The sequence below is a fragment of the Legionella londiniensis genome (assembly GCF_001467825.1).
Taxonomy (GTDB): Bacteria; Pseudomonadota; Gammaproteobacteria; order Legionellales; family Legionellaceae; genus Legionella_A; species Legionella_A londiniensis.
In genome coordinates, this window is record NZ_LNYK01000018.1 from 1 (window position 1) to 12,567 (window position 12,567).

Sequence of the window (12,567 nt, forward strand, 5' to 3'; positions counted from 1 at the left end):
AATTTACTGCAGAAAACGACAGGATAAAATTGAAACGTCTCTACCCAACGATAAAAGACAAAATTAATTTAATGGAGTAGTGCAAAGGATTTTCTGATAAAAGTGATTGATATTTTTGAGGCTTTTCATCTAAACTTTTATACATGAATCTTTTATGCTAAGGGATGGCTGTGTACACCAATATTTTGCATCCTACTGATCTAAGTAAAAATCACTTTCACTTGAGTCAAAAAGCAGCTGAAATTGCAAAGTGTTTTAACGCTAACTTATATCTAATTCATGTTATTGAACCCCCTAAAATCCTTCAGTTGGCTCAGGGCCTTGGCTTTGCTGAATTTGATAAGCCGGTGAAAGATGATGCAATCGCAGTCATGAGCGTATTGGGGGAAGCTTTAGAGGTTCCTGCTGAGCGGCAATTTGTAGAAATAGGATCCATCAAAGTTCACGTACTTGAAAAGGCCAACGAAATTGCTTGTGATTTAATAATTATGGGCAGCCACAGCCCAAGCAATATACCAACATTTCTGGGAAGCACGGCTCACGCGGTTATTCACCATGCAAAGTGTGATGTGCTTACCCTGCTGGCTGATGGAACTGTATCCGCTTAAAAAACAGCACCCGAAATGGGTGCTGAAACACATTCATCAGTAAAACTCAAAAAACAAGCTATGCGAATTTATTAATACCAGTTATATCCATAACCATAACATGGACTGCACGTTGCGCAACAAGTGGTCGTCGTGTAGGTTGTCACATATCTTGTTGTAGGGCAAGCTGTGCCGCATGATGCTGTATAAACGCCACACCCTGCAAGCGACAGGCTGGAAACCAATACAAATAAGGGTAAAATTAATTTTCTCATAACTGCATCCTTGTTCTTGAGATTGATTTCTAATTACACACTTAGAATTATAGTTGGGCAATAAAAGAAGAGCAAGGCGCGGTTATTTTTTACATTCCGTAGAGAATTTTCTGCATAATTGTGGCTGTCAAGACAAGCAAACAACATCAATAGAGATTTCAGCAACAGTATCCCGCCTTAAAAACACCGCAAAGAGAATACCGGTTTTATAAAACACAATAAATGATCATTTATTGTGCAAATTGATCTATAATCATTGATAAAGGTCAAATATCAGGGATAATGCCATGAACAGGGAGCTAATCATACCATGCTCATTGCCAATACTCATTCTGGCAATGCTGTTTTTGCTGACAGGAATAATGATATCGCCTAAAACTGCAGCTAATACTGCCACCGGTTATTTAGCCGAGTCGCGAGCTGTTCATCTTGCCCATTACAGGGGGCACCCGCATCATCGGCACTATAGGCCTTATAGATATTATTATGGTCCGCGATACTATCCTCGCGCGGTTTACTGGACTCGCTGGTACCGGGTTAGCCGATATTGCCAACAGCGTTGTTTAGTCAATCGCTGGGGACGCGTCATTCGATGTGTTCGTCGATGCTGGTGATTTAGTTGCTCCCGTTAACTAATGCAATCCAGATGAGGCGAAGCCGTAAGCCTGGATTTTCTTTAGCTGCAAATGCCGCCTTGTCTTGATTGGCACAAAAGCCGCAGGACAAATCCTATAAGAAGGCCTAAATCTGTCTCTTCGCTTCCAAAACATTAGGGATCTGATTCAGTTTGCTAAGCAGCCGAGACAGGCTGTTCAACCCATCAATTTCAACAGTCAGGGTGATATAAGAAGTATTATCCTGCTTATTGGATTTAGTTTGCAAAGCGTAAACATGAGCTTTTTCATTAGCAAGCAAAGATGTCACATCGCGAAGCAAACCAGCGCGGTCAAATGCCCTGATTAACACATCCACAAGATAATGCTCGCGAGTGGCGCTGCCCCAACTGACTTGTATAAATCTTTGCCGTTGTTTTTCACTGGCATGAATGATATTAGGACAGTCCTGACGGTGTACGGACACACCGCGTCCAACCGTAATATAGCCAATAATGGCGTCACCAGGTACCGGTTGGCAGCATCTTGCCATATGAGTCAGTAAGTTACCAACTCCTTCAATCCGCAAATCACTGCCGGAAATTTCTGGTTTGCTTTGCGGTTTAACAATATTCTGGATGGCGGGTTTTGCAGGTTCTGAGGGGGTTAATCGATTCAGGATTTGAGAAAGCTTCAGATCGCCCCGTCCCAGAGCCGCATACATATCATCGAGAGATTTGAAATTGAGGGTATGAACAACCTCATGCAAGCGGTCATTTTTAATACCCAGAGCTTTAAGCTCCTTATCCAGAATTTCCTGTCCTTCCGCCTTATTTTTATCAAAATCCTGCTGCTTAAACCAATGCAACACTTTAGCCTTGGCGCGCGCGGTTTTTAAGTAATTCAAGTGAGGGTTAATCCAATCACGGGAAGGTTTTGATTCTTTTCCAGTCAAAATTTCCACTTTGTCCCCAGTCTTTAATGTATAAGTCAAAGGAACAATTTGACCGTTAATTTTCGCGCCTCGGCAACGGTGTCCTACTTCACTATGCACATGATAGGCAAAATCGAGCGGAGTGACCCCTTTCGGCAGATCCAGGACATCTCCATCTGGTGTAAAAACATACACCCTATCGTCTAGAAATTCTGATTCAACCGCTTCTGACACGCCCTGGTTAGCAGCCATTTCACGGTGCCAGGCCAGTACTTCACGCAGCCATTCAATTTTCCGCTCGTGGCTTTCTCGTTTTTGCTTGTCGCCTTCTTTATATTTCCAATGGGCAGCAACTCCCATTTCTGCCTGCTCATGCATTTGAAAAGTGCGTATCTGGACTTCAAATACCCGGCCTTCCCGACTTTTAACCGCAGTATGCAGAGATTGATAACCATTTGGTTTGGGGTTAACAATATAATCATCAAATTCAGCGGCAACCTGGTGCCATAAGCTATGTACCAATCCTAAAACAGCATAACATTGAGCTTCAGTTTCAACGAGAATTCTTACTGCTGTTGCATCATAGATTTCATCCAGAGGAACATTTTTCCGCAGCATTTTCCGGTAAATGCTGTGAATGTGCTTGGAACGGCCATATACAGCAAAGTGCTGAAATCCAAGATTTTTAATTTGATGGTTTAATTCTTCAACAATTTCATCGACGAATTTATCACGCTCAAGGCGTTTTGCTTTCAAACCTTTGGCGATAGCTTTATATTCCTCAGGATGCAACCTGCGAAAAGCCAGATCTTCCATTTCCCATTTGATGGCGCCAATCCCCAAGCGGTTAGCCAGTGGTGCAAAAATTTCCATTGCATCAGTCGCAATTTGTCTTGACATCACATCAGGGATTGGTGCTTGAGAGCGCAAAATACATAACTGCTCAGCAAGTTTAATCAGAACTACCCGAACATCATCAACCATTGCAAGCAGCATTTTACGAATATTATCAATTTGATGTTTGCTCTGGGGATATTTATTCAGCACATGAAAATTGGAAAGCGCATTCATCTTTTCAATGCCTTTTACCAATTTTGCGATATTCGAACCCAATTGCTCTTCAACAACGTCAAGTGACAATTCAGCATAATGCACGCTTTCATAAATAATTGCAGCCGCAAGCGTTTCCTGGTCCACTTCCAAATCAGCCAAGACATCAGCCATAGCTAACCCCTGCTGAAAACAGGATTCACCGGTTTCTGTGGCATTTTCTTGCCCGGCAAGCTGGCTTAATGTACAAGCATTGCGAATTAAATCCAGATCCTGAAAATACCCTTTGCTTCCCAATTGCTGCAGCCAAAGCTCGACATCAATGCTGCCATCTGCCAGTAAAGGGGTATTTTCTTTCACTCTGACCATAAGGCTTACCTTCTTTCAAATAATGCAATTGATTCCACATGAGCAGTATGCGGAAACATGTCCATAACGCCAGCCCCAAGCATGCGATAGCCCTGCTGATTCACCAAAATATCAGCATCTCTTGCCAAGGTTGCAGGATTACAGGAAACATATACAATACGCTGAGGGTAAATATGGTGAATTTGTTTCGCCACTGCCAATGCGCCGGCTCTTGGAGGATCCAGCAAAAGCTTGGTAAAATTTGAGTTGGCATATGTTTTAAGGACAGATTCATCTTCCAGGTTTGCCGCGAAAAATTCTGCATTCCTAAGGCCGTTGCTTTCTGCATTCATACGGGCTCTATTGACCATTTCTGCGCTGCCCTCTATACCCGTAACATGAGCTGCGTATTTTGCGATGGGCAAGGAAAAGTTGCCCAAACCACAAAATAAGTCAAGCACGGTGTCATTTTTATTCAGATCTAATAAATTCAAGGCAAATTTCACCATGATGCGATTCAATTGCGGATTAACCTGGGTAAAATCGCCAGGATGAAAATGGAAAACAATATCTTCTTCCGGAAGACGATAGGTCAAAAAAGTGTTGCTATCTTCAGGATAAAGTGTGTAAATGCTATCGGGCCCTGCAGGCTGCAGAAAAATTCTAAAGCCTGTTTTTTGCGCAAATTGAATCAGCTTTTTCTCGTCTGAAGACGTTAATGTGGAAAGATTACGAAAAATCAGAGCTACCGTTTCATCGCCTGCTGCTACTTCAATTTGGGCAATGGCCCGTGGATTACTGAATGAATCGATTAACGTGCGAAGATTGGCGATTTCTGAATCTACTTTTTGGTTTAAAATGGGACAGTTATTAATTTCAGCAATAAATCTCGGGTTATTTTTCTCACGGAAGCCTATTAATGTTTTATCTTTTTTTTCTACAAAACGAACGCTTAAGCGGGCTTTATTCCGATAATGCCAGTGGGGACCTGTCAAAGGAGCGAATACTGTTTCAGGCCGAGTGTGTCCAATGCGCGATAATAAATCAAGCAACAGTTTTTGTTTTTCGATTATTTGTGCCTTTGCCTCAAGATGTTGCAAAGAACAACCGCCGCACAATGAATAATGCAGGCAGCGTGCCTCCGTACGAATTTTTGAAGGGTTTAATATGGAAAGTACGCGCCCTTCATCAAAATCACGCTTTTGCCGCAAGTATTGAAAAGTCACTTCTTCTTCAGGCAGCGCTTCTTCTATAAATGTGATTTTACCATTGATTCTTGCGATTCCGCGCCCATCATGGCTAAATGATTCAATAACAGCAATGTGGGGTGCTAAATCAGGTGGACGTTTACATCTTTTACTCATCAATCATCCAAAATAACTTTATTGCCAAGGCGCCCTTGGCGGTTTATAAAAAATATTACAAGGCCCAAGCCTGCTATCTATAATGCCGCAATAAAGGCTTCCACTTCATCAGGCGGCAATTCTATATATTCACCGCGTGCCAAAGAACGCGGCATCGCCAAATGGCCATACCGGATGCGGATCAATCGGCTGACTTCAAGTCCCTGGGACTGCCAAAGCCTTCTGACTTCACGGTTTCTGCCTTCGGTTATGACAACATGGTACCATGCGTTTGCCCCGCTGCCGCCGCGGTATTCGATATGCTTAAATTGAGCAAAACCATCTTCAAGCTCAACCCCTTTTAACAATTTTTTAATGATTTCCTGGGTAACCTCGCCACGCACACGCACCGCATATTCTCTTTCAATTTCAAAACGGGGATGCATCAGCCTATTTGCAAGCTCTCCGTTATTCGTAAATATCAATAAACCCGAAGTATTGATATCCAGCCGCCCGACTTGAACCCAACGTCCCTGCTTTAAATGCGGCAAAGTATCAAAAACTGTTTTGGGGTGTTTAGGATCAAATCGACTGGAGATTTCACCGACAGGCTTGTGATAAAGAAGTATTCGAGTTCTTTGCACAATTTTTAATGGGTTAGGTATAATACGCCCGCGAACGCTTATCTTATCTTCAGCGCTGGCTACATCTCCCAGTTTGGCCTCTCTGCCATTAATATGAACCAAGCCTTGTTCTATAATACGCTCCATTTCCCGTCTTGAGCCAAGACCAGCCTGGCTTAATATTTTTTGTAGTCGTTCATTGTTCATGGGCTAATACACCTGATTCCAAAGGAGGCAATTCATTTAAAGTCCTCAGGTTAAAATAATCGAGAAAACTCTTGGTCGTCACATACACAGCAGGCTTGCCTGGAACATCGCGGTGGCCTGCAATCCTTATCCACTCTCGTTCAAGCAGAGTTTTCATGATGGTCGAGCTTACTGCCACACCGCGTATCTCTTCAATTTCCGCCCTACTCACAGGTTGCTTATAGGCAATTATTGCCAGGGTTTCCAGTAGCGCACGAGAATATTTTACCGGTTTTTCCGCCATGAGTCTTGCTATCCATGGGCTGTAACAGGCTTTAGTCTGCAAGGAAAAACCGCTTGCCAGTGTTTTAAGCTCTATTGCCCTCTCTTTATAGTCGCGGGCAAGCTCTGCGATTGCATGGTGGATTTCTTGTGCACTGGGCATTGCTTCTCCCTCGAATGCCGAGCGAATCTTCTCAATGGAGAGAGGTTCATGGCTGCTCATCAATAAAGCCTCAATGATGAGCTTTAACTCAATATCATTCATCAATTTGCCTTCAAATGGATAGGAGAAAATAAATCAGCCTGTATAATGATTAACAAAGATTGTTTTGATAATTCAAGTATAGCCAAAAAGGAAACAATAACTCCCATGCGGCCTTCCTCGTAGGTGTAAAATGCGCTGAACTCTGTAAGTGGCTTTTCCTGCAAAAACGCTAAAATCGTATTCATGCGCTCACGAACTGATAATGGCTCACGGGCAATCTGATGACGGCTAAAATGCTTTTTCTGAGAAAGGAGCTTCTGAAGCGCCTCTGTCAGCCAACATAACTCAATATCTGGATGGATTTTTAAAGCCGTAATACCGGAAGTTTTGAGACAAATCGGAAACACATCCCTTTCCCTTCTTGGCAAGCAATCAAGATTATCTGTCGCAAGTTTAAACTGTTCATACTGTTGTAACCGCTTAATGAGTACGGCGCGCGGATCTTCTTCCTCTTCAACCCCTGAATTTGATCTCGCCGGCAGCAGCATTCTGGATTTGATTTCGGCAAGCCAGGCCGCCATCACCAGATAATCGGCAGCTAACTCAAGGCGACTTTGTTTGGCTGCCTCAATGTACTGCATATATTGCCTGGTAATCAATGTTATAGGGATATTCAGGATGTCCAAGTTTTGTTTTCGGATCAGATACAATAACAAGTCTAACGGGCCACTGAAGGAATCAAGCATGACACGCAAAGCATCGGGCGGGATATATAAATCCCCCGGAAGTTGCTTAATTGGTTCCCCGGAAACAATCGCTATAACTTCATTTTCATCAGAGTCTTGCAAAGAATCCATATTAGAGCCTAATAATCCAGGCCCATAGCTTCTCGAATATCCTCAAGCGTTTTATTGGCTTCTTCGCGGGCAAGCTCGCTGCCTTCAGCAATAATACGCTTGAGAGATCCCATGTCTTCTTTGTAATCCTTAACCGCAGCCTGTATTGGCTTTAATTCCTGATTAATGGCATCAATCACAGGCCTTTTGCAATCAACGCATCCAATTCCCGCAGTCCTGCATCCCGTCTGCGCCCATTGCTGTATCTTATCGTCAGAATATACCTTATGAAACTGCCATAAGGGACAACGTTCGGGTTCTCCTGGATCAGTCCGTTTTACTCGGGCAGGATCAGTGGGCATGGTCAGGATCTTTTTCTCCACCTGTTCCGGCTCTTCCCGCAAGCTGATGGTATTATGATAAGATTTGGACATTTTATTGCCATCAAGGCCAGGCATTTTAGCATGCTCAGTCAACAAAATTTGCGGTTCAGGCAGAATAATTTTACCCTCGCCATCCAGATAGCCTAATAACCTCTCTTTATCTCCTATGGATAGATTGGATTGATTGGCTAACAAGGCGCGGGCTGTATTCAAAGACTCATGGCAACCTTCCTGCTGAAACTTTGTGCGCAGTTGCATATATAATTTGCCATTTTTCTTTCCCATTTTTTTGATGGCATCACTAACCGCTGCCTCAAAATTGGGCTCTCGGCCATATAAGTAATTGAAACGGCGAGCGATTTCCCGCATTAATTCAACATGCGGCGCCTGATCTTCTCCTACGGGTACATAATCAGCTTTGTAAAGCAGAACATCAGCGCTCTGCAATAAAGGGTAACCTAAAAAACCATATGTAGATAAATCTTTCTCATGAAGTTTTTCTTGCTGCTCTTTAAAACTGGGTACGCGTTCCAGCCAACCTAACGGTGTGATCATCGACAGCAAGAGATGCAATTCAGCATGTTCTGGAACCCAGGATTGAATGAACAAACGAGAAAGGCTGGGATTAATGCCGCAAGCCAGCCAATCAATAACCATTTCCCAAATATAATTTTCCATGTTGCCAGGGGAATCATAATTAGTGGTCAGCCCGTGCCAGTCAGCCACAAAGAAAAAGCAATCAAACTGATGCTGCAGTTTAAGCCAGTTTTTTAATACGCCATGATAGTGGCCAAGGTGGAGGTATCCACTGGCTCTCATTCCGGAAACAACCCTTTTATTGGCACTGAATAACGATGACATTCAAATCCTCAATTAAAACAATAGAAAAAATTATTCAAAAGGGGTGGGATCGCCCTTTCCAATACGCACTATAACTGGATAATCAGCTGTTAAATCCACCACGGTAGTGGGTTCTCGCCCGCAAACGCCAGCATCAATGATTAAATCAACCTGATCACCCAGGATATCCCTTATCGCTTCGGGCTCACTTAAGGGTGCCTTGGCTCCGGGAAGGATTAATGTCGTGCTCATTAATGGCGCCTCAAGCGTTTCCAAAAGGGATAAGGCAATGAGGTTATCCGGCACCCGCAAACCCAGAGTTCGACGCCTCGGGTGCAGCATTAATCTTGGAACCTCACGGGTTGCTTTAAGAATGAAGGTATACGATCCCGGGGTAAATGCCTTAAGCAACCGAAAAATTGGGTTAGAAACCACGGCATATGTCCCCAACTGGGATAAATCCCTGCAAACCAAAGTCATGTTATGGTGCTTATCCAGTTGTCTTAAGCGCCTTATCCGTTCCATTGCTGATTTATTTCCAAGAGCACATCCAAATGCATAGCCAGAATCAGTGGGATAAACGATCAAGCCTTTATTTTCAACAATATTTGCGGCCTGGCGTAAAAGGCGCGCTTGGGGATTATCAGGATGTATTGCAAAAAACTGTGTCATAATGTTCCTGGTTGAAGAGTCCATTGATGCCAGATAGGGATACAGTTTAGCGGTAATTTTGGCTGCTGGCCAAGACTTATACGTGAAAAACTGTCTCCATGATAATCAGAGCCCGTAGAAGCCAAAAGGTTAAGCTTCTCACAGAGCATGCAAAGATCATTTATCTGCAGCTCGCTTGTGTCTCCAGAAACTACCTCTAACCCTATGCCTCCGGCATCTTTAAAAGCAGCAATGAGTTCAAGAAGTTTTGTTCGGGTTAAATTATATTTCAGGGGATGCGCTATCACTGCCTGGCCTCCTGCCGCGATAATTCCCGCAACTGCATCATTCAAGCCTGCCCATTGCGTATCAACATACGCTTTGCGTCCTCTGCCCAAGAATTTGGTAAATGCCCCCTGAAAATCGGCTGCATAACCTTCCCTCACCAGAACCTCAGCAAAATGAGGCCTGCCAATCTCTCCTTGTTTTGCAATACTTCGAGCTTTTTCCAGTGCGCTCTCAATCCCGCAACTCGCTAAGAGTTGAGAAATTTTCAAAGCGCGTATTTGCCTGTTTTGTCTTTGGGTAAAAAGCAATCGCTTTAATGCTTCATTCTCAGGATCAATCGCAAGGCCAAGAATGTGGATATCATGTTTTTTCCACCGCGCGCTCAATTCAACGCCATTAATAACATGGATGTTTTCTGACGCCGCAGCTATTTTAAAGTCTCGCAAGCCGGCCACTGTATCATGATCAGTCAGCGCCAGCATGCGAACGCCACTATTCACTGCTTTCCTAACCAGCTGCCTCGGGCTTAATACGCCATCTGAATAATGGCTGTGGCAATGTAGATCTATCATAAAGCGTAAAAAAACAAATAACTTCTGCCTTGAATCCTCGTAATTTTAATTATACTTTATGAGATGCAAATTAACAGACAGATAGGGTATACAGTCGACGCCAAGCTTTTACTTGCGAACTGTCGAACTCATGCACTATGCTATTATATATAGACAAATAATGTAAAAGAAGTTGAGCAGTCAGTTATTACATGATTCTCTGGTAAATCCAGTATTTAACGCAAATGAACTTGCAAATCTATGTGGATCCTTGCACCAAAATATTAATATGCTGGAATCCATTTTTAATGTCAGCATCAAACCCAGTCATAATTCCATTCTTCTGAAAGGACTGTCCAGGCACAATATTAACCGCGCCAAGAAAATTCTGATAAAGCTGCACCCCTATGCAACCAATCCTATTGACAGCCAACTCATTGCATCCTTATTAAACATCGAGGAAAATCACACGAATATGACGAAACATATCAAATTAAGCCGCAAAATCATTGCTCCCCGAAACAGCAAGCAGGCTGAATATCTAAACAGCATCGACAACCGGGATTTAACCTTTGCGGTAGGACCTGCAGGAACCGGTAAAACTTATCTTGCTGTCGCCAAAGCGATAGAATATTTTGAGCGCGGCGAAGTTCAGCGTTTGGTATTCGTACGTCCCGCAGTTGAAGCCGGAGAAAAACTTGGATTTCTTCCAGGCGATCTGGTAGAAAAAGTGCTTCCCTATCTTCGGCCTATTTATGATGCGCTTTATGAAATGATAGGCTTTAAGGAAGCCCAGAAGTTAATACAAAGTGACGTCATTGAAGTCTTGCCCCTGGCATTCATGCGCGGCAGAACATTGAATGAGGCATTTATCATTTTAGACGAAGCGCAGAATACAACCATTATGCAAATGAAAATGTTTCTCACCCGAATTGGATTTGGTTCTAAAACGGTGGTCACAGGGGACATGACCCAGGTGGACTTGCCCAAAGGCACTGATTCAGGGCTTGCGCATGCTGTGCAACTGTTAAAACCGGTAGATGAGATAGATGTTCATTTATTCACCAGCCGTGAAGTAGTCAGGCATCCTTTGGTTTCAAAAATCATTGATCAATATGATGAAGAATTAAGGGATTATAAACAATGACCTTTCAAATAGATATTCAACATGCTTCGAAAGAGCCTGCCCCTGTTGATGATAATACCTTAACAAACTGGGTTCAACGCGCGCTCCATAACCATAAGAATACCGCTGAACTTGGCTTGAGAATGGTTGACCCGGAAGAAATGATTCAGCTCAATCATCTCTACAGGCACCAGAATAAAGAAACCAATGTTCTCGCTTTTCCTGCAAACATACCTTCAGGCATAGAGCTTGAGCATCCTCTCCTTGGCGATGTTGTTATCTGCCCTTCTGTATTAAAAAAAGAAAGTGAATCCCTACAAAAGCCCTTGACTGCGCATTGGGCGCATATTGTGATACACGGTGTGCTCCACCTGTTGGGTTATGATCACATCAAGGAAGAAGACGCAAAAATCATGCAGGCAATTGAGGTAAGATTATTACTGGATCTTGGTTTTGAGAATCCTTATTCAACAGAGGAAGATGAAATTGAGTAAAGAAGATGAGAGCAAGTGGTTCGTTCGTTTAAAACAATTATTGCAGATTGAGCCGCAAAACAAAGAGGAATTAATTAACTTGCTGCGCGATGCCCAGATCCGCTCTTTAATTGACGCGGAAACTTTAGCCATGATTGAAGGCGTTATCATTTTTTCACAAATGAAAGTCCGAGATATTATGTTGCCCAAAAAACAGATGACCTACATCCCCGAGGATGCAACGTTTCAGGAAGTTTTGGATATTGTGACCCAATCTGGGCATTCTCGTTTTCCTGTGCTGGGAGAAAGCATAGATGACGTCATCGGAATACTGCACGCGAAAGATTTGTTGCGTTTTCAAACCCAGGAAAGCGCCTTTGATTTGCAGGATATTGTCCGTGAAGCGACCTTTGTGCCCGAAAGCAAGCGGCTTAACTTTTTACTCAGTGAGTTCCGCAGCAACCGCAATCATATGGCCATTGTGGTTGATGAATATGGAGCAGTCTCAGGGTTTGTAACCCTTGAAGATCTCATCGAGCAGATTGTTGGAGACATTGAAGATGAGTTTGATATCGATGAGGAAGCTTACATCAAGGCCCATGGCAATCACCAATTCATCATCAAGGCCCACACTCCTATAGAGGAATTTAATGAACAATTGCATGCAAATTTCAGTGATGAGACTTATGATACCGTCGGTGGGATTGTAATGGCCAATTTTGGCTATCTGCCAAAACGCGGAGAGTCATTGGTTATTGATAATTTTGAGTTCCGCATCCTGAATGCTGACGCCAGAAGAATCAAATTGCTTGAATGCGTTGACAGGCGGGGTATGAATGTTATCAAGGAAGCCAGGCAATGAATAATAAAATTCTCATTATTGATGATGACACTGAGCTAACCGAGTTACTAGGTTCAATCACCATTTAATTATGCCCAAATAGCAATGGCAGCGAGAGCAATGGACGAGATAAAAATGGAGTCACAACGGTC

The 12,567-nt window shown here is 43.2% G+C and carries 14 protein-coding genes; 5 read left to right on the top strand and 9 right to left on the bottom strand.

The window, feature by feature from the left end; all coding sequences use genetic code 11:
- Positions 1–170 precede the first annotated feature (170 nt).
- On the top strand, positions 171–608 hold the full coding sequence (locus tag Llon_RS07715) for a universal stress protein (RefSeq protein WP_058529513.1): 438 nt from the start codon (positions 171–173) through the stop codon (positions 606–608).
- A gap of 71 nt (positions 609–679) precedes the next feature.
- On the opposite strand, the gene Llon_RS11415 is transcribed toward Llon_RS07715, so the two are convergent.
- Positions 680–862, bottom strand: a complete 183-nt coding sequence (locus Llon_RS11415; protein WP_131754650.1) for a hypothetical protein — start codon at positions 860–862, stop codon at positions 680–682.
- A gap of 287 nt (positions 863–1,149) precedes the next feature.
- On the opposite strand from Llon_RS11415, the gene Llon_RS11755 reads away from it, so the two are divergent.
- Entirely contained in the window at positions 1,150–1,476 is a 327-nt protein-coding gene (locus Llon_RS11755; RefSeq protein ID WP_131754649.1) for a hypothetical protein, read from the top strand.
- A 127-nt stretch (positions 1,477–1,603) separates the two neighbouring features.
- On the opposite strand, the gene relA is transcribed toward Llon_RS11755, so the two are convergent.
- The 8 genes from relA to Llon_RS07755 all read right to left on the bottom strand — a co-directional run bounded on the left by relA (position 1,604) and on the right by Llon_RS07755 (position 9,996).
- Positions 1,604–3,808 carry a GTP diphosphokinase gene (gene relA, locus Llon_RS07720; protein ID WP_058529503.1) on the bottom strand — a complete coding sequence of 735 codons (2,205 nt, stop codon included), beginning with the start codon at positions 3,806–3,808 and terminating at the stop codon, positions 1,604–1,606.
- A gap of 5 nt (positions 3,809–3,813) precedes the next feature.
- Positions 3,814–5,151, bottom strand: coding sequence for a 23S rRNA (uracil(1939)-C(5))-methyltransferase RlmD (gene rlmD / locus Llon_RS07725; RefSeq protein WP_058529504.1), 1,338 nt, complete (start codon positions 5,149–5,151; stop codon positions 3,814–3,816).
- A 77-nt stretch (positions 5,152–5,228) separates the two neighbouring features.
- Positions 5,229–5,960 carry a 23S rRNA pseudouridine(2605) synthase RluB gene (gene rluB, locus Llon_RS07730; RefSeq protein ID WP_058529505.1) on the bottom strand — a complete coding sequence of 244 codons (732 nt, stop codon included), beginning with the start codon at positions 5,958–5,960 and terminating at the stop codon, positions 5,229–5,231.
- Positions 5,950–6,486, bottom strand: a complete 537-nt coding sequence (gene scpB / locus Llon_RS07735; protein WP_058529506.1) for an SMC-Scp complex subunit ScpB — start codon at positions 6,484–6,486, stop codon at positions 5,950–5,952. Before scpB ends, rluB begins: the two co-directional genes overlap by 11 nt.
- Complete coding sequence (locus tag Llon_RS07740; protein ID WP_058529507.1) at positions 6,486–7,283, bottom strand: segregation and condensation protein A; 798 nt, start codon at positions 7,281–7,283, stop codon at positions 6,486–6,488. The genes scpB and Llon_RS07740 overlap by 1 nt, the downstream gene beginning before the upstream one ends.
- An 8-nt stretch (positions 7,284–7,291) precedes the next feature.
- Positions 7,292–8,506, bottom strand: coding sequence for a tryptophan--tRNA ligase (locus tag Llon_RS07745; RefSeq protein WP_058529508.1), 1,215 nt, complete (start codon positions 8,504–8,506; stop codon positions 7,292–7,294).
- 30 nt (positions 8,507–8,536) lie between these two features.
- Positions 8,537–9,157, bottom strand: a complete 621-nt coding sequence (locus Llon_RS07750) for an L-threonylcarbamoyladenylate synthase (RefSeq protein WP_058529509.1) — start codon at positions 9,155–9,157, stop codon at positions 8,537–8,539.
- Complete coding sequence (locus tag Llon_RS07755; RefSeq protein ID WP_058529510.1) at positions 9,154–9,996, bottom strand: PHP domain-containing protein; 843 nt, start codon at positions 9,994–9,996, stop codon at positions 9,154–9,156. The genes Llon_RS07750 and Llon_RS07755 overlap by 4 nt, the downstream gene beginning before the upstream one ends.
- Before the next feature lie 172 nt (positions 9,997–10,168).
- On the opposite strand from Llon_RS07755, the gene Llon_RS07760 reads away from it, so the two are divergent.
- From Llon_RS07760 to Llon_RS07770, 3 genes are read left to right on the top strand one after another with little or no spacing between them, the layout of a single operon-like run.
- Positions 10,169–11,122, top strand: a complete 954-nt coding sequence (locus Llon_RS07760; protein ID WP_058529511.1) for a PhoH family protein — start codon at positions 10,169–10,171, stop codon at positions 11,120–11,122.
- Positions 11,119–11,595: an rRNA maturation RNase YbeY gene (gene ybeY, locus Llon_RS07765; RefSeq protein ID WP_058529512.1), complete on the top strand. Its 477-nt coding sequence runs from the start codon at positions 11,119–11,121 to the stop codon at positions 11,593–11,595. Before Llon_RS07760 ends, ybeY begins: the two co-directional genes overlap by 4 nt.
- Positions 11,582–12,436, top strand: a complete 855-nt coding sequence (locus Llon_RS07770) for an HlyC/CorC family transporter (protein WP_115336853.1) — start codon at positions 11,582–11,584, stop codon at positions 12,434–12,436. Before ybeY ends, Llon_RS07770 begins: the two co-directional genes overlap by 14 nt.
- Positions 12,437–12,567: the final 131 nt, after the last annotated feature.

Bases quoted from the DNA above. Each gene is read 5' to 3' on its own strand.
- Llon_RS11755 (WP_131754649.1), top strand. From the start codon at position 1,150: ATGAACAGGGAGCTAATCATACCATGCTCATTGCCAATACTCATTCTG.
- Llon_RS07740 (WP_058529507.1), bottom strand. From the start codon at position 7,283: ATGGATTCTTTGCAAGACTCTGATGAAAATGAAGTTATAGCGATTGTT.
- Llon_RS11415 (WP_131754650.1), bottom strand. From the start codon at position 862: ATGAGAAAATTAATTTTACCCTTATTTGTATTGGTTTCCAGCCTGTCG.
- rluB (WP_058529505.1), bottom strand. From the start codon at position 5,960: ATGAACAATGAACGACTACAAAAAATATTAAGCCAGGCTGGTCTTGGC.
- Llon_RS07770 (WP_115336853.1), top strand. From the start codon at position 11,582: ATGAAATTGAGTAAAGAAGATGAGAGCAAGTGGTTCGTTCGTTTAAAA.
- scpB (WP_058529506.1), bottom strand. From the start codon at position 6,486: ATGAATGATATTGAGTTAAAGCTCATCATTGAGGCTTTATTGATGAGC.
- ybeY (WP_058529512.1), top strand. From the start codon at position 11,119: ATGACCTTTCAAATAGATATTCAACATGCTTCGAAAGAGCCTGCCCCT.
- Llon_RS07745 (WP_058529508.1), bottom strand. From the start codon at position 8,506: ATGTCATCGTTATTCAGTGCCAATAAAAGGGTTGTTTCCGGAATGAGA.
- Llon_RS07755 (WP_058529510.1), bottom strand. From the start codon at position 9,996: ATGATAGATCTACATTGCCACAGCCATTATTCAGATGGCGTATTAAGC.
- rlmD (WP_058529504.1), bottom strand. From the start codon at position 5,151: ATGAGTAAAAGATGTAAACGTCCACCTGATTTAGCACCCCACATTGCT.
- Llon_RS07750 (WP_058529509.1), bottom strand. From the start codon at position 9,157: ATGACACAGTTTTTTGCAATACATCCTGATAATCCCCAAGCGCGCCTT.
- relA (WP_058529503.1), bottom strand. From the start codon at position 3,808: ATGGTCAGAGTGAAAGAAAATACCCCTTTACTGGCAGATGGCAGCATT.